This window comes from Mycoplasma sp. 4013, from assembly GCF_054353875.1.
Window position 1 is genome coordinate 96519 of record NZ_JBTHHK010000001.1, and the last position, 20718, is coordinate 117236.

Genomic DNA, 20718 nt, shown 5'->3' on the forward strand with positions numbered 1-20718 from the left:
TCTTCCTTTTAAAATCTAACTTTGTATTTAGGATTGAAATGTTCTTTTTTTTCTAATTCCAATCCTGCTTTTTCTACTAATTTTGCTATTTCTTGTGCAATAGCTGGAGTAGAAGCAATAGCTGGTGATTGCATTCCTGCTGCATTTATAAATCTTGCATTTTTCTTTGCTGGTCTTATAACAAAATCATTTGTTTCTATGTCAATTGGACGCGATCCGGCAAGTGTCATAATAGTACGATCTAAACGAAGTGAAGGAATAATTTGTGTTCCTATTTGACCGATATAATCAAATTTTTCTTTTGTTACAACCCGAGTTTGATCTTTTGGAACACCCTCTTCTGCTGTAGGTCCAACCATTACATGCCCATCTAGCATAGGTGCAACGATAACGCCTTTTCCGTGAATTGTAGGAACTTTAAAGCATATAGAATTAACCACACCACCTTCAGAACGTGCAAGAATTCTATACTCACCACGTCTGGTTGTTTGTTTAAAATCACCATAACCTGCTTTTTCGGCTAAAACATCTGCATAGTGCCCGGCAGCATTAATTACAACAGAAGCAGTTATTACTTCTTTTTTATTTATATGAATTTTAAAGTCTGTTTCATCAAACTCGATGTCCTTAACTGCTGCATTATTTCTTAATTCAACACCGTTGTTTTCTGCTGCACCTAAAAATGCATATGTTGCACGAACAGGATCTATTGCTCATGAACTTGTACATAAAAGAGCTCCACAAACTTCTGGGTTTACATTAGGTTCTTTTTTAAGAACTTCTTCTTTTGTAAGAACTTTCATAAATTCTGCTGGAACTTTATTTATAATTCCACGTTCATAAAGCATATGTACATGTTCCATTTCTTCTTCGTTAAAGGCTAAAATTAACGAATCAACTTGTGCTCTAGGAAAATCTAAATATTTAAATATTTTTTCTCTTCATAATTGATTACCTAAAACATTTAATTTTGCTTCTACTTTACCTGGTTCTGGATCAAAACCTCCGTGGATTGCTCCTGAATTACCTCTAGATGTTTCATCAGCAAAAACTGGATTTTTTTCTAAAAGCAAAATTTTTAATTTATATTGTGATAGTTCATATGCTATCGAAGCACCGATAATACCACCACCAATAATAACAACGTCATATTTCATAATATCCTCCTATAATATTAATTATAGAAAAATTATTTATTATCTTTATTAATTAATAATAAAAACTGAATTATTTTGTTTTTAAAAGAAATTATTTCCGTATTTTTGCCATAAATATGAATTTTTAAATAAAATCTAAGAATTATCTTAGATTTTATATTTCTGAATCAATACTTGTTATTTTGTATACATCATTATTTACTCAAACAATATCATTTATATATATTTTTGAACTTCTTCCTTCTGGGGTTTTTCCGTTTATTTTTATGTTATTTTCTTGTAAATATAATTTTGCTTGTCCACCCGAGTCTATTTCTTCTATTTTTTTTAGAAATTGTCCCAGTTTGATAAACTCACCTTTTATTTTTATATTCATATTAATACCTTCTTATAGGAGTAATTAGTTGTATATGATTTTTGTTTTCATCTGAAAGAACAAAAATACGATCATTTGTCTCGTTTATTTTTAAGTATATTTTTCCGTTTGGTAATACAGAAACAGCATCTTTAATAAATTGAAAATCTATATCCATTTCTAAAGGTTTTCCATTATAAGTAATATTTTTTGTTGATGCTTGAGATATACCAAGTTCAGGGACTTCAAAACTTAGTTTTAATTCTTCTTGATTTATAAAAAATGATAATCTACGTACTTTATCAGAGTTATAAAAAACAACCTTATTTATTAATTTTAAAAATTCTTCTTTTTCTATACTTAATGTTTTAGAAAAAACAGGTGTTATAAAATTATTTATATCAAGATAATTTAGTTTTGTTAAATTAGTAAAAATAACTAAGTTATCAGCAGATATACCAATTTTTTCTTCATCAAAAAACACTACAATTTCCTCTGGCATATCTTTGAAAATAAGTTTTTTTAAATTTTTTGCCTCAATAATAACATTTATATTTATTTCTTTGTTTATATTTATTAATAAACTTGATAATCTAAAACTATCTGTAGCTGTCAAACGTAGTTTATTTATATCAGTATTTTTTATATTTATACATTTATATAAAAGAGCAGTTAATCTTTCGTTTGTTCCTTGTGAAGTAGATATTGAAACATTATTAATTGCTTCTTCTAAAATTTTTGATTTTATAGTAAATTGATTTTTCTTTAAATCGAAATTGATAAAAGGATATGAATCAGAATTTAATTGTGTTAATGTATATTTAGTTGTTTTGTCATAAATTTTTATATTTTGTCCATAACTTTCAAATGTTATTCTATTATCCATTTTTTTAATTATGGTTCTTAATATGTTTGAACTAATTAAAAATATTCCTGCTTCATCTACTGATAAATCTTTTTCATCTACATTAATTATAATTCTAGCTGCTAAGTTATTTTTTGCTGAAATCAAAACAAGTTTATCTGCATCTATTTTAAAATAAATACCACGATACGGAACAAAAGCATCATTATTATCGTTATAAGAACATAAAAAATCTATATTATTATCAATAACATTTTTTGATATTGTAAATTTCATAAATTCCCTCTTATTATTTATATAATTTCTTGTGAATAAGTGCTTTAAAAACTAAAAAGCATAAAATAAGCTATAAAAACCTTAAAAATTTAACTTTTTGAACTATTAACAACTTATTTATTTATGTATAAATGTTTATTTTAAACCACGGATTTCCCGAGAAAGTTGTTCGATAGTTTTTTGAATTGATTTGTCATATCCGTCATTGTTAATTTTTTTAATAGCATTTAATATGGTTGTGTGATCTTTGTTGAATATCTTTCCTATTTCTGTGGATGAAAGAGAAAGAAAACTATTCACTAATATGATAGCTATATGTCTTGCAACAACTATTTCTTTTTTTCTAGATGAACCATATATATCTTTTTCAGATATTCGATAATATTTAGCAACAGCCTTAATAATACTTTCTGAATTAATTTCTACTTGTTGTCTAACAACATCAGCGAAAATTTTTTGAATAACATCATAAACATAATTTGTATTAATAAGTTTGTTTCGAGAAAAAGAAACACGTTTAGCTGCACCCAATAAAGCACGAATTGAACTAAAGTGATTTTTAACTATAAATTGTTTTGAATTTTCATCTAATATATGAAAATCAAAACCTTCTAAATTAAGAACAAAACCCAATAAGTTATACATTTCTTTTTCGTTTGGATTTTTAATTTTAGTAATTAAACCAGATTCCAATCTTGTTATAAGTCTGTCATCAAATTTATTTTCTAAGTCGTGTATATTAAGTTCAGCAGCAACTACTGTAAGTTTATTGCTTTGGATTCTTCCATCTATAATTTCGTATATGAAATTTTTAGTTTGTTTTTTTTGTCCATCACCAAAAAGTTGAAAATCATCAAAAACAACTAAATCTAATTCTGTAAAAAACTTAATTAAGTTAGAAATCTTTAAAGATTCATTTGACATTAATAAAGAAGAAATTTGTCTTGTGAAAGAGTTTGGAGAAATATAATAACCTTTTTTACTTGCTTTAACAAATTCGTTTCCTATCGCATGTAAAAGGTGGGTTTTTCCTATACCAGAACTACCAAAAATATATAAAGTATTCAAACCAAAAGGATTGTTAATTAAATTTTGACAAATTTCAACAACTTCTTCATTAAAACCATCTTTTAAATAATTATCAAATGTTTGATTTCGAACAAAGTTGTTTGATAATTTTTTCTTTTCTTCTTTTGTGATAACTTTAGAATTGATTTTTCTTTGTTCTTCTTCTGTTTCTTTTTGATATTCTGTTTTGTTTTTTATTGTTAATTTATAAAAAACTTGTGTTCCAAATATTTCCTTTATTGCTTTATCAAAAATTTCTTTATAAAAACCATTTAATCCTAAAAGTGATTGCTCTTGTTCTAGTGGTATATATATAACTAATATGTTTCTACTAAAATCAATGATTTTCATCTTAAAAAAGAAAGACTTTCAAATAACATTGTCTGTTATTTCGTTCCTTAAATAACTTTTAAGTTGTTCAGTCAATGAATCGAGTTTAACATCTTCATAATTGTTTATGTTTTTAACAACTTCATCATTCATAATTTAAATTATAAAGTAAATAATATACACTTACAAGAATAATTAAAAATAATGATAAAATACCAAGCAAATATAAAAGTTATTCACAACTTTTACTGTTAAAATATAGATATATTAATACTTATTAACAACATTTTTTTAAATTGTTAATAACTTAATAAAAAATCGAATATATTATGTTGATAAGTCTATTAATAATTAATCTTTAAAACCATTTAAATATAAAATAAAAAAGTATAATTTAATAATATATGAAAGAAAAAAATGATTCAATTTATAAAGAAACAGGGAAGTTTGTAAAAATAATTTCTGGCGGTTTTAGTCAAGGATGAGCTTTTATGATTTTTGAATCAACAGAAAAAAAACAAAAAAAAGCAATTTATGCAAGAAAAAATGTTCCTGAGTTATATAAAAAATATGAAATAACTTATGAAATATCAAATTACAAAGATAATAGACAAGGAATAAAACTTACATCATATATACCTGTTATTGAGTATGTTGATATAGATGTTGAATTAAAACAACATATAGAAAAGATACCTAAAGTAGGAAAAATAACAGCAAAAAAAATATTTGAACAATTTGGAAGGAAGTTTTTTGACTATTTAGAAGATCCAGAAAAGAATAGCAAAATTTTAAAAAGTGTTCTTTCAGATGTTCAAATAGAAAATTCTGTTAAATATTATAAACATAATAGTGATTCAGTAAAAAAAGTGTTAAATGCCGCATCTGTCGATTCAGAAGAATATAGAAAAAATATTGAATTTTTTTATGGTAATGATTTAGTAAATTTATATACTTTTCTAAAAATTAAATATCAAACAGATTTAGAGGATTTTATAAAAAAATATAAATTACTTAATCCGTATAAACTTTACCTTGAAGATTCGTACAATTTATATGACATAGATCGTTTTGCGATTTTGCTTGGTTGAAATCAGTTGTGCGAAGAAAGATTAGATGCTTTTATTCATACAGCATTTATAGATTTAGAAGACAATAATTCGACTTATATAAATTCAAAAGAAATTGTTGATAAAACACTGACTATGATGTCCTTAGAAAAATTACCAGATTACCAAGAAAAGGTAAAAAACAGGTTAAAAGAACTTACAAAATTAAAATATTTAATTAATGATCATTTTATGTATTGTCGTGTCGAAATGCAAAAAAAAGAAGAATTTATAGTTGATAAATTAGTTAAAATAGATAAAAAAGAACCTTTGATACTAACAAAAGAATCTGAAGATAAATTAAATTATTTATCAAACGAACAAAGAGACGCATACTTTGCTTTTATAAATCATAATGTTTCAATTATTTCGGGAAACCCCGGAACAGGTAAAAGTAGTTTGATAAAACATTTTTATAATACCTTAAAACAAAACGATTATAAAATTGAATCTAATTTTTTTATTTTAGCACCAACAGGTAGAGCGGCTTCAAATTTATCATCTAAAGGACATTTTTATGCAAGAACTATTCATAGTTTTTTAAAAATAAAAGATGATAAAGAAGAAGTTTTAGAAAACGAAGATGCAGAAAAAGCAAAAGTTATAATAATTGATGAGTTTAGTATGGTTAATATAAATTTGTTTTATAAACTACTTAATAATTGTCCAAATTTGGAAAAAATAGTATTGTTAGGCGATAAGGATCAACTTCCTGCAATAGGGCCTGGTTATATATTAAATGATTTAATAAATAGTAAAAAAATAAAAACAACAGTATTAGAAAAATTTTATAGAAGTGATTCGTTAGAAATTAAATCATATGTCGATTTTATAAATTTTCTTGGTAATTATAAAGATATCAGGTATATAAAAAATATAAAAGAATATATTAAAGAGTTATTTAAAAGAAATTATATAAATGAACAACTCTATGAAAAGGTTGTATCAACAGATTATTTACCTTCTGAAACAAATATATTTAATAAGATTCTAACATTTGAAAATAACTGAAATGATTGAATGGGATATTCGATAAAGAAAGAAAAAGTTAATTTTGTTATTTATAAAAACTTCGAAAAAGATATAGTTAATATATATAAAGGAATTCTAAATAAATATGGTATTAATGATTCTATAATATTGTGTCCTATGTATAAAGGCTTATATGGGATAAACAAAATAAATAATTTGATACAAAAACTTTATAATCCAAAAGGAAGAATTATTCATTGAACTAATTTTAATGATAATAAAGTTATTTATAAAATAGGTGATAAAGTAATTCAATTAGTTAATAAGTATGATAAAAATATTTCAAATGGTGATATAGGATATATAACTGATGAAAAGATAATTGATGGTAAGAGTCAAATAACAGTGACTTTTAAACAAGGAAATAAAAATATAAAAATTATTTATAATAAAGAAGAATTTAATGCTGAAATTAATTTAGCTTATGCTATAACAGTTCATAAATTTCAAGGAAGTGAAACAAAAGCAGTAATGTTTATAATAAATAATAATTTTAAACATATGTTAAACAGAAAACTTGTTTATACAGCGGTTTCACGTGCAATAAATGAAATATGAATATTTTCTCCAACTGAATTTTTATATTCACAACTTTTAGTTCCGCAATTTACAAAAGAAAAAGAAATATATACAAATATGCAGATTTTATTAAAGGATTAATATGAAATTAATAGTAGGTTTAGGAAACCCAGGGATTGAATATAAATATACAAGACATAATGCAGGTTTTTTAGTAATAGATGAAATTTGTAATAAATTGAATATATCATTAAATAAAACAAAATTTAATGGTGATTTTGTAAAAATCGATGATTTAATTATTGCAAAACCAAAAACCTTTATGAATTTATCAGGTAGCTTTGTTTCTTCAATGTGTAGTTTTTTTAAAATATCACCAGAGGACGTAATGGTAATTCACGATGAAAAAGATTATGAACTAGGAAGAGCAACTATTAAAATAGGTGGTTCTGGAGGAAGTCATAATGGTGTTAAAAATATAATTGACCAATTAGGGACTCAGGAATTTAAAAGACTTCGTATAGGAATAAAAACCCCTTTTCAAGGAGAATTAAAGGATTTTGTACTAGGAAAATTTACAAAAGAAGAATTTGAAATATTAAAACCTATTTTAAATATTTCAGCACAAGCAGCAATCTCATATGCGTTTAATGATATAAAAACAGTAATGAATAAGTTTAACCAAAAGAACAATGGAATATAAAAAAATTTTGTTAGCCGTTAGTGGTGGACCTGATAGTATGTATATGTTAAATAAGTATAAATATTTAGATGTTGTTGTTGCGCATATTAATTATAATCAAAGGGAAGATAGTTATTTAGATGAGCAAATAGTTACAGATTTTTGTAATAAAAACAAAATTAAATTAGAAAAACTAGTTTTAAATAAAAGTGATTATATCTCAGGGAATTTTCAAGATTGAGCAAGAGAAAAAAGATTTATTTTTTTTAAAGAAATTTATTATAAATATAATCGTAATATACTTTATATTGCACATAATTTAGATGATTATTTAGAAACAGCACAAATGCAATTAGCAAGTAACAGAACATTTTCTTTATTAGGGATAAGAAAAAAAAGTTATTTATTTAATATGAATATATATAGACCATTTCTGTTTCGTTATTTTAAGGAAACTATACTAAAAAAATGTAAAAAATATAATATACCTTTTCATATTGATTATACAAATAATCAGAATAAATATTTAAGAAATATTCAAAGAAATAAAAATAAATTATTGTCCAAATTTCAAAAAATACTAATATTAATTAATATTTATTTAAAAAACAGAAAAATACACAAAAATAATCAAATAACTGAAAAAGAATATAAAATATGATTAGAATCAAATTTTGCTCAGGAAATATTTCGTTTTTTTTTAAACAAACAAGAATTAATATATAAATTTATACATTTAAATTTTGATAATATTGAATTATCATCCAAAAAGATACAAGCGATTGAAAAATTTATACTCTCAAATAACAGAACAAGTGAATTTAAATTAAATGATAAAAACAAACTACGGAAGAAAAAAGGAAAAATAATTGCAAAAGAATAAAGAAAAACAATTTATAATTTAATATAAAGGAGAAAAATGTTTTCAAAAAACAGAAAATCAGTATTTTGAACGATTATAAGTATTATAATAATCGCAATCATTCTTTATTTTCTAATAACAAGTTTTTTAGGTTCTAAAGAAGAAACAATAAGTTTAACTCAATTAGCTCAAAAAGTAGTTGCAGCTGCTTCTGATAAAAACCACTCAACTTATTTTACACAAATGAGAGTTGATAGTTTTTCTAATACAATATCTGCAACTTTTAATCAAAAAGAGGTTGATGGTTCTATTATACAAAGTAATTATGTTATCTATGGAAGTTATAACTTATTTGAATCAATTTTAAAAGATATAAACTCTAATATTAAATTATCAGATGCATTTTTTGGTGACACATCAAAAGGGATAGTGGGAGTGCAGGCACCAAAACCAAATGTTGCTTTAAATTTATTTATTAGTTTGATTCCAACATTGTTATTGATTGGAATAATATATTTTGTATATCGAGCTCAAGCAAAAATGATGTCAGGTCAAGGTGGAGCATTTGGAGAAAAAAATCCGGCTCAAATAATCAAATCTGATAAAAAATTTAGTGATATAGCAGGAAACAAAGAACCAATAGAAGAAATTTCTGAAATAGTTGATTATCTAAAAAATCCCAAAAAATATCAAGATTCTGGTGCGAGAATGCCTCATGGTATATTATTAGGTGGCCCTCCCGGAACCGGAAAAACTCTATTAGCAAAAGCTACAGCAGGTGAGGCAAATGTTCCGTTCTTCTTTGTTTCTGCTTCTAATTTTGTTGAGTTATTTGTTGGTATGGGTGCAAAAAGGGTAAGACAAGTTATAGCAGAAGCAAGAAAAAACGCACCAGCAATTATATTTATAGATGAATTAGATGCAATCGGTAGAACACGTGGATCAGGTATAGGTGGTGGCCACGATGAAAGAGAGCAAACATTAAACCAATTACTTGTTGAAATGGATGGGATAAAAGAAAACTCAGGACTTTTATTTGTTGCTGCAACAAATAGGACTGATGTTCTAGATCCTGCTTTAACTAGACCTGGTCGTTTTGACCGTGTTATAACAGTTGGATTACCTGATATAAAAGAAAGAGAAGAAATTCTAAAACTTCATGCAAAAGGAAAGAGATTTGCATCAAATGTATTGTTTTCAAACATCGCAAGAAGAACTCCGGGATTTTCGGGTGCTCAATTGGAAAATGTTGTTAATGAGGCAGTCTTATTATCTATAAGAGAAAAATCAGATTTAATAACTTTAGAAATTATAGATGAAGCAATTGATCGTGTTATGGCAGGACCTGCTAAAAAATCAAGAACAATTACTAAAGAAGAACTTACAGCAGTTGCCTATCACGAAGCAGGGCATGCTGTTGTAGGGATAAGAATTCCAGGAGGTAATAAAGTTCAAAAAATTACCATTATCCCACGTGGGCAAGCAGGTGGTTATAATTTAATGATGCCTGAAAATGAAAAATATAATTATACTAAAGAAGAACTTTTAGCATCTATTGCTTCATTTATGGGTGGTAGAGCAGCAGAAGAATTTATTTATGGAAAAAATAATATTTCAACAGGTGCTTCTGATGATATAGATAAAGCGACAAACATTGCTCGTCGTATGGTAACAGAATTTGGAATGAGTGATTTAGGTCCGATAAAATATCATGAAGAAAATGGAAGTCCGTTTTTAGGAAAAACCCTTGCTACAAATTCATCTTTATCTAATCAAGTAAGTCATGAAATTGATTTAGAAATAAGAAAGATTATTTTAGAAGCACAACGTCGTGCATATCAAACAATTTCAGAAAATACAAAATTATTAGAATTAATCAAAACATTATTGCTTCAAAAGGAAACAATTATTGCTGAAGAAATATCTTATATAGCTGAACATCTTGAATTACCACCTGAACATAATAATTCATCAGAAAGTGATTCAAGTGATCAAAGTGTTGATGATTTAATCTTCTCAACAGAGCAAGAAAAAGAACAAGATTAGTTCTTTTTTTGTATTAAATTTAAAACAGGTTTATATTTAATTCGGTGATAATCTTTTAATATACCAAATAATTTCAAGGCTTGCAAATGTTCTTTAGTAGGATATCCTTTGTTTTTATCAAAATGATACTCAGGATGTTTTTTATGTAAATTCATCATATATTTATCTCTTGCAACTTTTGCTAGTATGGATGCAGCAGCGACACAGAGAGCTTTATTATCACCTTTAACCAAGTTTATTTGTCTAATATCAAGATCAATTTTTTCATAATCTGTAATCGTTATCTGGGGTGTTTTTTTAAATGATTCAATACATTGTTTCATTCCGAGTTTTGATATTGCTTTTGGATTTGAGTTATTTATATCAAAAACATCATAAAATTTTATTTTATATTCTATAGCAATATCTTTAATAAGATTAGATAGTTGAATTCTTTTGTTTGGTGCAATTTGTTTAGAATCTTTTATATCTTTATTAAGATAATTTTTTGGAAGCATCACACAAGCAACAACTAAAGGTCCGGCGATACAACCTCGACCGACTTCATCGCAACCAGCAATATAATCATATTCACCAAGATGTTCTATTTCAAAGTTTAACATAACAATATTTTATAATTTATTATATAATTACAAAAGGAGAAAAAATGGCATCATATGTAACTGCAAAATGTAACAAATGTGGTCGAACATCTCATTATATTTTTGGTTTTTCTGAAGACTTAAGATTATTCGATTTATTTTTAAGTGAGTATAAAAAAGTACAAAAGGACTTGTTTAAAGAAGAAGAGTTTTATAAATACTTTAATGATTTATTTAATAAAGATATTGTAGAATATCAAAAATTAACTGATCAAGAAAAGAATGATATATTAAAACATAATTATCAAAATATTCTTAATTTCTTTTGAGAAGAAGAAATAAAGATGATAAAGAAAAATATATTAACAGGTTATGAGTTAGAACTATATCCTGTGGTTATTCTATCCAAACCCAAAGAAGAACGTGATATTCTAAATGTTCCGCTGTTAAAAGTGAAATTTTTAGACGGAAGTGAATATAATCGTAGATACAACTCACAACAATCACAATATGTGCAATTTAGCAAGGATCAAAAATTATTAACATGTCCATATGAATTAAAATTAACAGCTGAAAATATTAATGAAGAAGAAAGGTAAGGGTAATATGAACGATATAAATTTAAATGCATCAGGAATCGAAATAGATATAAATATTGAAAGAAAAAAGAAAGCAAAATTATGAGGAATTTCCTTAGCGGTATTAGGTTTTTCTTTTGCTTTTGTTATAACAATTTCGTTAGTGATTCAATATTTTTTAAGAAGAAATAATAACCCCCAAATAGCACTTATAATGTTATGAGTAGGTTTAGCAGCATTGTTTGTTTTATCGCTTGTATCAGGTTTTTTATATAAAATTAAAAGTAAATTTATTTATTTTTATTATTTGTTTCAGTTAGGGACTTGGATACTAATATTTACGGGAATTTTATTTTTCTTTTTACAAGTTTATAAATTAGATACAGTTAGATTTCTAGGAATAAGTTTATTACCAATTTTAATTATTGGAGTTTTTGGATTAATAGGTTATTTTGAAGTAATTAAAATAAAATTCTTATATGCTTTCATAGGTGTATTATCAATTGCTTTAATTGTAATGTTTTTTATATCAATATTTGTTTTTGGTATTACTTGATATTATTCAGCAGTTGCTATTGTATTGATTGCAGCGATGACAGCAGCTGATATATATCAAGTACGTAAAGAATTAAATTATGTGGTCTATACAGATTCTAATTTTCAATTTAAATATGCATTAAGTGTTGGTATAAGATTATTTGTTAATGCAGCATCGATATTATTACAATTATTAATGTTAATAATGGGAGCAAGTAAAAAATAAGTGGTTATACTTATTTCAAAACGCAATCTAAAAAACTACACAATAACTTAATTTTTATAGTGTAGCTTTTAGATTGCATTTTGGGACATCACATTGTGATGTTTTATATTGCTTTTTGTTCAAATGGTTTTGATTTCTTACTTAAATTGTTAGTTTCATTAATCTTAGCAGATAACATAGTATTTAATATTGCTACAGGGATAATAAATAAACCAAATAAAACCGGAACAAGTAAAGTAAGAACAAATATAGATATAGAATAATAAGTTATATCTTGTTTTTCTTTGTTGTTGTTATTAATTTGGTAACCAAATATTATTGTATTTAAAACAAGGACTGGTATATAAGTTAATATAGATAAAATAACAAAAGCTAAAAACACAATATATACATATGGAAAACCACCAAATATCATTGCTAAGTAAAAGACAAAAACAAGTGTTATAAATAAGATGATAACATAACTTAATATCGTAGATGTTAATGATAAATTATAAGTTTTAGATATTTTTTTCATTTTTCCTTTCTTTATAAGATAATAATACAAAAAAAAAAAAAAACTGAAGCAAAATATTAAAGAATGACGCTCGGGAGCACCACCCCGACGTGCTATTTTACTGCTTTATTATTAAATATTTTTATATATAATTAAATAAAGATGAAAAAAAATAAAAAAGAAATTGAAATACTCGCTTTAAAATTAACTCATAGTTCTTGCGCGATAGAGAATAATACATTTACATATCAACAAACAAAGGAATTATTATCACAAAAACAAATAAATTTTAACGAATACAGTACTAAAAAACTAAGAGAAGTGTATGAGTTACTAAATTTTAAAAAAGTAATTTTATATATTTTGGATAATTATAATAATTTAAAAATAGATAACGAAACAATAAAACTAATTCATAGTATTATAATGAATAATATTATAGAAAATAAAGGATTATTTAGAAGACATAATGTTGCAATTAGTGGTTCGTATGTTAGACCTTGTGATTATTCAGTTGTAGAATATAAATTACAAAACTTAAATGCTAAATTTAAAAATAAAATAAAAACAACAACCGAAAAATTAGAAAATATTTTAGAATATCATTGTAATTTTGAAAAAATACATCCTTTTAGTGATGGAAACGGAAGGACAGGAAGAGCGATATTATTCTTGATGCAACTTCAACATAATTTGGATATTTTATATATAGATCCAGATTATAAACAAGAATATTATCAAGCATTAAGTGAGTATGATATTAGAGGTGATATTAAACCGCTAAAACGACTTGTTTTAAAAACTAAAGGTAATATATGTTTAAAAGACAAGATATTATAGAAGATTTAGTAGTTAAATATATATATTTTTATGAAGTAAAAGATAAAAATAATTATAATTATCGGTTTGTTTCTGAACTTTTAAAGGAAGAAATGATATATACTAAACCCGACTTTAAAATGAATGTTAATTTAATTTTAAAATGGGTGAAGATGTATAAAGAATCAGTAAAACTTTTAAATCTAAATAACATTAGAATAATTTATAAAAATCATTTTGATTTATATAAAAAAGTCCAAAATTATAAATTGAGTAATTATAAGAGTTTTATTTTATATAATCAAATATGTTTAAATAACTATAAATCACCATTATACCAACTTAATTTTAATAAGAATTTCTCTAACAAAAAAGAATTTGATTCTTTTTATAAGTATGAGTATTATGACTTTAATTTTTTAACCAAATAAAACAACACAATTTTGTGTTGTTTTATTTGGTCTTTTACTATTCTATATAGACTTTAATTGTTTGTATTATATGTATTTTTTCAAACTTAATATTATTCTAGGATAGTCATTGATATTATAACTAAACCAAATATCTAATATCTTGTGTATAAATATTAAATATAATCAAAACAAAGCAATTTATCAAGAAATACTTTGTTTTGATTATATTAAAGCAAAAATGCATAAATACTAAAATTGAGCAAAATTAATTTCTACTATGCCAAAACTTTTTGAAATGCATCTTTGTTGTTGTCTTTTTGAATGTCTGTTGCTTAATTATATCTTCTAATTCTATTGATGATATAAATAACATTACTGTAATAGCAATATGAATAAACATAGCAGATAAAGAAATGATTGGGATTCGAGCAAAAAATTGTGAAAAAATTATTAATCCAAGGTTAACAAATATCATAACTTTTATATTTCCGATTTCAGAAGCTTCCTGACTAAATGATAATATAAAAATTATTATAATTAAGATGAATATTACTAAATAAATAACTACATTTATTACAGTTATAGAAGCATAAACGGGAATAACATTAAACATATTTATGAATAATGCATTGTATGTTCTACTATCAATAACTTGTTTGATAGGATATAAAATAGTTGTTAATATTCATAAAGTTATAGTAATAACTGATAAAATAGCAGCAGATAAATTGAGTTTTTGCAAAGCTTTAAGCATTATAATCCTTTCTTTATTTAGAATACAAAAAAAAAAAAAAAAAACAAAGAAATTTTCTTTCTTTGTTTAAAATAAGCATTCATTTTATAAAAATATTTTTTTATCTTTCATAAAATAAATTATTTTTTAATATTATAAAAAGAATTAATACCTTTAAAAGTTGCTGTATTTCCTAGTTCTTCTTCGATTGCTAATAATCGATTATATTTAGCAATTCTGTCTGTTCTAGACATTGATCCGGTTTTAATTTGTCCTGTATTCATAGCAACCGCTATATCTGCAATAGTGCTATCTTCGGTTTCCCCTGAACGGTGAGATACAACAGCAGTCATATTTGCTTTTTGAGCCATTTGGATAGCATCAAAAGTTTCTGTTAATGAACCAATTTGGTTTACTTTAATTAAAATAGAGTTCATTGACTTTTCTTCAATAGCACGTTTAAGAATTTCAGTATTTGTAACAGTTAAATCATCACCTACAATTTGAACCTTATTTCCTATTTCAGCAGTAAGTTTTTTAAATCCTGCTCAATCGCTTTCTGCTAATCCATCTTCTATAGAAATAATAGGGTATTTTGAAACAAGAGATTCAAGGTATTTAATCATTTCATCAGTTGTATAAGTTAATTTAACATCATTTAAGTGTTCAAAACCAGGTTTTTTAGATTCGATTGCTTCTTTAAGTTTTCCGAAAGTATATACACCATCTTTGTATAATTCTGATGAAGCACAATCCATTGCGATTGCAACAGCATTTTCTCCAGATGTAGCTGGTTGATATCCAGCAAGTTTAATAGCTTCAACTAAAAAATCTAAAGCTTCCTCGTGTGATTTAAAGTTTGGAGCAAATCCACCTTCATCACCTACTTGAACACCGTGTCCGTTTTTCTTAAGCAATTTAGCTAAGTTATGGAAAACAAAGTTTGCCATTTGTAGTGCTTGACGTAAAGATTTAGCACCTACTGGCATAATCATAAATTCTTGGAAATCAAGGGTGTTAGAAGCATGTTCACCACCATTGATAACATTTAACATAGGAAGTGGTAATTGATGTGCGTTAAAACCTCCTAGGTATTTATAAAGTGGTAATTGTAATTCATCTGCAGCTGCACGAGCAACAGCTAATGAAACACCTAAAATTGCATTGGCGCCTAATTTAGACTTAGTTGGTGTTCCATCTAAAATTATCATTCTTTGATCAATTAAACGTTGCTCAGTAACTTCAATACCTTCAATAGCAGGAGCAATAATTTGGTTAACATGATCAACAGCTAACATAACTCCTTTTCCACCGAATCAATTTTTTTCATACTTAGAACCTTTATCTCTTAGTTCTAAAGCTTCTCTTGAACCAGTTGAAGCTCCCGAAGGAACCATTGCTGAACCAAATCCACCTAATTCAGTTGTAACTTCTACTTGAACAGTAGGATTTCCTCGAGAATCCAACACTTCACGTGCATGTATTTTTTTAATTGCTGACATTTATGTCTCCTCTAAAATGTTATATAAATTATGTTATTTCATATTTTATAAATATTAAATATTTAAAAAATTATATAACATATTTTTTTAATAAATAATAAAATATGTAGGAAGCAAGGATTGTGTGTTTTCACAAATTTTGCAGATATCAAAAAGAAAATATGTTTTTAATAAAAATTTCTGGTATTAATATTTCTTTTTATGTAAAATAATTTTGTAAGAAATTAAATAAGTAATTTGATTCTTACAAAATTATAAAAGGAGATATATGAAAATTAAACATAAAAAAAATATTTTTATTTAGCGGTGTTTTTATTACATCAGTTATAGGTATAGCTACCTTAACAGTTACAAGCATATCAAAAAAAGAAGAAAAACCTTGATATTTAGAATATCAAAACAAAAAATTAGAGATTCGCATAAATAAAAACGGACAACTGTTTAATTCTGTGAGAAATGTACCTATAAATAACGATTACGAATTAAAATTACTATTAAATTATGAAGAAAAAAATTCTATTCACGAAGAAAGTTGAGTAGAACAAAAAAACCAAGAATTTATTAATAAAATACAAAATTCTGGTGTTTTATTTAAAAAACATCAAATAAGTTCAATGATGCCTATTGTTTGATTTTATTTTGATAATGAAAATCAAAGAGAAAACTTTATTAAAAATATAATAGACAAAAAAGAAATTTTTAAAGGAATTGTATTTCCTAACGAAATTCAAAACAAAAAATTATCCGACACTAATAAAACAAATGAAGAAGATGTATATTATTTAGTAAATAAATATCCAGATATATCAAAAAATGTAGAATTTGTTGATTTTAAAAAGCAAAGAGACAAAGAGGATAATCGATACTACAATAATATTGGTAATGTAGGAGTTATAGAAGTTAACGGAATGTTAGATGAAAGAAAGCTTGATGGTTTTCTAAGATATGGTATAGAGTGAAATAACATTTCAAACTCAAAATTATCACATCACCCAAACGAGGTAGCAAATATAGTTGCAGGTACACATGGTTATGATAGATATTCAAAAGTTTTCTATTCTACATACTTTTATGATTCAGAATGACAAAAAGCAATCGAATGAATGGTTAAAAATAAAAGAGTAAGGGTTATAAATCATAGTTACGGAGCAGGGCCGAACAATAAAAGAAAGGATTATAGTGAAATCAATCTTTTTCTAGATTATATATCAAGAAAATATGGTGTTGTAAATATTTTTGCCTCAGGTAATGGAAACAATAAAAACGGAATAGAAAATGAATGAATAAATTGAAAATCTCTTTCATTTAATAACTTAGTTGTAGGAGCATTAGATTATTACCATTGATCAAAAGATCCAAAAGACTCAATAGCACCATACTCAAATTATCTTCTTCCAGACAATTATAATTCACTTGCAAAACCTAATGTAGTTGCTCCTGGATATTTATATGAAAGAAAACAACTTAATCAATTTGGAGAAAAAAAGGATAGTTTTGGGAAGTGAACTGTTGTAAAAAGCATCACATCGATTAATTCTAATGATGAGATTTTAGAATATATAACACCAGAATCTGGGATATATAGACTAAAAGTGAAAAAATATTCTGATGCACTGTTTGATAATTCGATTAATGATAGTTTAGCAATGACATATACAGTTCAAGAAAGATAGTATGAAAAAACTAAAGAAATGATTTTTTCCTTTTTCGTTTAGTTTAGGTTTATTAACTGCTTCTTGTACTTCCTCATCTCTTGACTCTAATAAAAAAGAAATAAAAGATTATGAGATATCAGATATAACAAAATTTAAATCTCTTATTTCTAAATATAATAAAGATAATAATATCCAAACAATTTATGATCCTTATTTTACTTACTTTTGATCAGGTAATACAGAAAATAAAGGAAAGTTTAAATATATCTTTGATCATAAATATGAATTAATTACCTCAGAGCAAGAGTTAGACGAAAAATTTCTAAACAAATTTAGTCTAGAGACAGTAAGGGCATTTGGCTGAAGAAATCACTTACAAACAAACTTGAAAATAGACTTAAATACATTAACACAACAACAGTTTCAACAAAAAAATAGAGAAAAATTCAAAGAAATTTATTTAAATAATGAAGATATTGATAAATTTTTCAAAACCAAAAATTTATTGATGTATGAAGGTTGAACACGGAGTCCTGCTATTGATGAAATAAGTCTTGTCGTCGATGATAAAAACAAAAATCAAATAAATTTACACTTTAATGTTGTAGATACAAGTGGTTTAGGAGTAAATTATGATATACCACTTTATAATATGATGTCGGAATTAAAAATGGATATAAAATACCTTGATAAAACAAAGACAATAACTATCAATCCAGAATTAAACAATGATCAAACAAAACAATTTTATGAGTATTTGAAAAATTTATATAAAGATGAATAATAGATACACAAAGAGAACATCTGTAAAAGGTGTTCTCTTTGTTTAAGACGATTGATTTTTGAAAGAATCGTAGTTTGAAAGAGAAAAGAAAAAATAATCTATTACTTTTTCTTTTAGTTGAGGTTTTTCTTCTATTTCCGAATAAAGAATATGATTTTTCAACTTAAGATTTGCAAATAATTTCTTAATCACTTTATTTAATTTTTCTTTTTTTGCACTATCAGAACTTCATTGAATTGCATTCATAACATTTTGATCTTTTCTGAAAGTGTTTACATTATCTTTTAAAATACTAATCAATTCAAGTCCTTGTTCTTTTGTTGTTGTTGCTTTAAAAAAGTAATCATAAAAAGAATTAAACTTTTTAGTAACCTTATCTAAGGTATCATATTCTTTGTCTAAGATTTGTTGATTGTTTGTAATGCTTTTGGGACTTAATTCACCTGTTCCCACACTAAGAGATAAAACTTTTTCTTCTTGTTTTACTAAAGCATATGAATGGATTTTTATATCTTTATCAATTATTCCTTTAACATCCGATTGGATATCATCAATATGTAATCATTTTGTTAAATATAAAGTAGGACGCCGGGGTGGTACCACCCCAGCGTCCTACTTTAAACTTTTAAAACATACTATTCCTTCCTTTGATTTTTGTATAAATTATATATAATATATTAGCCATCAGAACAATAACCCACTAACTTGGTCAGGGTAGAAATACAGCAGCCATATGAGGAAGTGTTGTGTCAGGTGGTTTTTTTGATAAGGAAAGTTATGTCAGATGTATTTTTTGAATTAGAAAACGGTGATCGTTTTAAATATCGTGTTGGGGTGATTATTCGTAAAGAGAATCAAATTTTAATAGCAAGTGATCCGTGGAATGGTTATTGATATTTACCAGGTGGGAAAGTTGCTATGCACGAAAGTATTGATGAAGCGGTTTTACGTGAAATCAAAGAAGAATTGAATATAAATGTTGTGAATATACATAAGCATTTTTTGATTGAGTCGTTTTATGTAAATAGTTTTAATTTAAAACGTTACCATGAATTATCTATAATTGTTTCAGCAATACCTGTTTCATTTGAAAAGATATCAAAACCAGAATTTACATTTGAAGAAAACGGAAATGTTTTTGCTTTTAAATGAATAGATATTGACAAACTTAAAGACATTAATTTCTTTCCCAGATTTTTGGTAGATCAACTAGATAATTTACCACAAGATATCAAAATAATTACTATCAGGCAATAATAGTTTAATATAAAAAGCACTGTATACAGTGCTTTTGGTTATTTCTTGTAAAAATCACTTATAATTTTAAAGTATTTATCAAAGCTTTCAAAATATAGCATATGACCAACTTTATTAAAAACTTCAATTTGGATATCTTTAACATTTTCCTTAAAATATTTGATGCAGTTTTCTCTATCAATAACAGCATCTTTTTCACCCAACATTAATAAGGTAGGAACATTAATTTTATTTAATCCTGCTTCAATTTGATTCATCAAATTTATATCTGGCAAACTGTGTCCGAGTTTTAAAATTGTAGGATTGTTATAAAGTCAAGGATTAAAGTTGTTTCTTTCATTTTCCATAAAATCTTTATTTTCAAATAGATTAGTTGGATCAAAATAGAGTGCTTTTAAGAAAACTTTATAATCATCAAAAGTTTTAGGAAAATATGTATCTAAATAGTCTTGTTTTTTAACTAATGATGATTTATTCATCGGAGCAACATAAATCATTTTTGAAAATAGTTCAGGTGCTTTTTTATAAGCAAGCGAAATAGTTCCACCTCCCATTGAATGGCCAATTAAAACTACATCTTTTAAATTATTTTGTTTGATAAATTTAATTAATAAATCAGAAAAACCGTTAACGCTAATTTCATCATTATTTTTTGCTTCTAATAAGTTGTTTCCTGGAAAAGAAATTGCATAATAATCGCTTAAGGTTCATTTATCCATAAAAACATTATGAATTTCTGCTCTTGAGTTAAATCCATGTACAAAAATAATTGGGTTTTTAGGCTGGTTGTTATCTTTAAAAACATAAGGATAATCGTATTTTAAGTTCATATAACC

General features: G+C 25.3%; 21 protein-coding genes and 1 other RNA gene. 12 read left to right on the forward strand and 10 right to left on the reverse strand.

All coding sequences use genetic code 4. The annotated features are described in order from the left end of the window. Nucleotides 1-8: 8 nt before the first annotated feature. From glpO to ACXYRO_RS00385, 4 genes are all read right to left on the reverse strand, one after another. Nucleotides 9-1157 carry a type 2 glycerol-3-phosphate oxidase gene (gene glpO / locus ACXYRO_RS00370; RefSeq protein WP_458613972.1) on the reverse strand — a complete coding sequence of 383 codons (1149 nt, stop codon included), beginning with the start codon at nt 1155-1157 and terminating at the stop codon, nt 9-11. Between the two features lie 154 nt (nt 1158-1311). Continuing rightward, nucleotides 1312-1533 carry an RNA-binding S4 domain-containing protein gene (locus ACXYRO_RS00375; protein ID WP_458597783.1) on the reverse strand — a complete coding sequence of 74 codons (222 nt, stop codon included), beginning with the start codon at nt 1531-1533 and terminating at the stop codon, nt 1312-1314. Nucleotide 1534: 1 nt separating this feature from the next. After that, nucleotides 1535-2653, reverse strand: coding sequence for a DNA polymerase III subunit beta (locus tag ACXYRO_RS00380; RefSeq protein ID WP_458597781.1), 1119 nt, complete (start codon nt 2651-2653; stop codon nt 1535-1537). Between the two features lie 135 nt (nt 2654-2788). Then, nucleotides 2789-4204: a helix-turn-helix domain-containing protein gene (locus ACXYRO_RS00385; protein WP_458597779.1), complete on the reverse strand. Its 1416-nt coding sequence runs from the start codon at nt 4202-4204 to the stop codon at nt 2789-2791. Nucleotides 4205-4455: 251 nt separating this feature from the next. Between ACXYRO_RS00385 and ACXYRO_RS00390 the strand changes: the two genes are divergently transcribed. From ACXYRO_RS00390 to ftsH, 4 genes are read left to right on the forward strand one after another with little or no spacing between them, the layout of a single operon-like run. After that, the gene (locus tag ACXYRO_RS00390) at nt 4456-6852 is read left to right on the forward strand and encodes an ATP-dependent DNA helicase (protein WP_458613973.1); all 2397 of its coding nucleotides are present in this window, start codon (nt 4456-4458) and stop codon (nt 6850-6852) included. Between the two features lies 1 nt (nt 6853). After that, on the forward strand, nt 6854-7414 hold the full coding sequence (pth, locus tag ACXYRO_RS00395; protein WP_458597775.1) for an aminoacyl-tRNA hydrolase: 561 nt from the start codon (nt 6854-6856) through the stop codon (nt 7412-7414). A gap of 7 nt (nt 7415-7421) precedes the next feature. Continuing rightward, nucleotides 7422-8276, forward strand: coding sequence for a tRNA lysidine(34) synthetase TilS (tilS, locus tag ACXYRO_RS00400; protein ID WP_458613974.1), 855 nt, complete (start codon nt 7422-7424; stop codon nt 8274-8276). A 36-nt stretch (nt 8277-8312) separates the two neighbouring features. After that, nucleotides 8313-10301: an ATP-dependent zinc metalloprotease FtsH gene (gene ftsH, locus ACXYRO_RS00405; RefSeq protein ID WP_458613975.1), complete on the forward strand. Its 1989-nt coding sequence runs from the start codon at nt 8313-8315 to the stop codon at nt 10299-10301. Here ftsH and ACXYRO_RS00410 read toward each other — a convergent pair. Further along, entirely contained in the window at nt 10298-10903 is a 606-nt protein-coding gene (locus ACXYRO_RS00410; protein WP_458613976.1) for a ribonuclease HII, read from the reverse strand. The genes ftsH and ACXYRO_RS00410 overlap by 4 nt on opposite strands. 44 nt (nt 10904-10947) lie before the next feature. On the opposite strand from ACXYRO_RS00410, the gene ACXYRO_RS00415 reads away from it, so the two are divergent. Together ACXYRO_RS00415 and ACXYRO_RS00420 are read left to right on the forward strand one after the other, a co-directional pair. Beyond that, on the forward strand, nt 10948-11481 hold the full coding sequence (locus ACXYRO_RS00415; RefSeq protein ID WP_458613977.1) for a hypothetical protein: 534 nt from the start codon (nt 10948-10950) through the stop codon (nt 11479-11481). A gap of 7 nt (nt 11482-11488) precedes the next feature. After that, on the forward strand, nt 11489-12223 hold the full coding sequence (locus ACXYRO_RS00420; RefSeq protein ID WP_458597766.1) for an MAG0110 family membrane protein: 735 nt from the start codon (nt 11489-11491) through the stop codon (nt 12221-12223). Nucleotides 12224-12326: 103 nt separating this feature from the next. On the opposite strand, the gene ACXYRO_RS00425 is transcribed toward ACXYRO_RS00420, so the two are convergent. Further along, nucleotides 12327-12740, reverse strand: coding sequence for a hypothetical protein (locus tag ACXYRO_RS00425; RefSeq protein ID WP_458613978.1), 414 nt, complete (start codon nt 12738-12740; stop codon nt 12327-12329). A gap of 141 nt (nt 12741-12881) precedes the next feature. Between ACXYRO_RS00425 and ACXYRO_RS00430 the strand changes: the two genes are divergently transcribed. Then, entirely contained in the window at nt 12882-13559 is a 678-nt protein-coding gene (locus ACXYRO_RS00430; RefSeq protein ID WP_458613979.1) for a Fic family protein, read from the forward strand. Beyond that, nucleotides 13535-13969 carry a hypothetical protein gene (locus ACXYRO_RS00435; RefSeq protein ID WP_458613980.1) on the forward strand — a complete coding sequence of 145 codons (435 nt, stop codon included), beginning with the start codon at nt 13535-13537 and terminating at the stop codon, nt 13967-13969. Before ACXYRO_RS00430 ends, ACXYRO_RS00435 begins: the two co-directional genes overlap by 25 nt. Nucleotides 13970-14216: 247 nt before the next feature. Here ACXYRO_RS00435 and ACXYRO_RS00440 read toward each other — a convergent pair whose 3' ends face one another. Next, nucleotides 14217-14705 carry a hypothetical protein gene (locus tag ACXYRO_RS00440; RefSeq protein WP_458613981.1) on the reverse strand — a complete coding sequence of 163 codons (489 nt, stop codon included), beginning with the start codon at nt 14703-14705 and terminating at the stop codon, nt 14217-14219. A gap of 119 nt (nt 14706-14824) precedes the next feature. After that, the gene (eno, locus tag ACXYRO_RS00445; protein ID WP_458613982.1) at nt 14825-16186 is read right to left on the reverse strand and encodes a phosphopyruvate hydratase; all 1362 of its coding nucleotides are present in this window, start codon (nt 16184-16186) and stop codon (nt 14825-14827) included. Nucleotides 16187-16635: 449 nt separating this feature from the next. Between eno and ACXYRO_RS00450 the strand changes: the two genes are divergently transcribed. Then, nucleotides 16636-17859, forward strand: a complete 1224-nt coding sequence (locus ACXYRO_RS00450) for a S8 family serine peptidase (RefSeq protein WP_458613983.1) — start codon at nt 16636-16638, stop codon at nt 17857-17859. 1 nt (nt 17860) lies between these two features. Then, nucleotides 17861-18625 (forward strand): hypothetical protein, encoded by a 765-nt coding sequence (locus tag ACXYRO_RS00455; RefSeq protein ID WP_458613984.1) that lies wholly within the window; start codon nt 17861-17863, stop codon nt 18623-18625. Between the two features lie 42 nt (nt 18626-18667). Here the strand turns inward: ACXYRO_RS00455 and ACXYRO_RS00460 are convergent, their stop codons facing one another. Continuing rightward, nucleotides 18668-19228 (reverse strand): hypothetical protein, encoded by a 561-nt coding sequence (locus ACXYRO_RS00460; RefSeq protein WP_458598023.1) that lies wholly within the window; start codon nt 19226-19228, stop codon nt 18668-18670. A 70-nt stretch (nt 19229-19298) separates the two neighbouring features. On the opposite strand from ACXYRO_RS00460, the gene ffs reads away from it, so the two are divergent. Both ffs and ACXYRO_RS00470 read left to right on the forward strand, forming a co-directional pair. Continuing rightward, nucleotides 19299-19395: signal recognition particle sRNA small type (gene ffs, locus ACXYRO_RS00465), an RNA gene on the forward strand. A 7-nt stretch (nt 19396-19402) separates the two neighbouring features. Continuing rightward, the gene (locus tag ACXYRO_RS00470) at nt 19403-19882 is read left to right on the forward strand and encodes an NUDIX hydrolase (protein WP_458598021.1); all 480 of its coding nucleotides are present in this window, start codon (nt 19403-19405) and stop codon (nt 19880-19882) included. 38 nt (nt 19883-19920) lie between these two features. On the opposite strand, the gene ACXYRO_RS00475 is transcribed toward ACXYRO_RS00470, so the two are convergent. After that, a complete protein-coding gene (locus ACXYRO_RS00475) occupies nt 19921-20712 on the reverse strand; it encodes an alpha/beta fold hydrolase (protein WP_458598019.1) in 792 nt (263 codons plus the stop codon). Between the last annotated feature and the right edge of the window lie 6 nt (nt 20713-20718).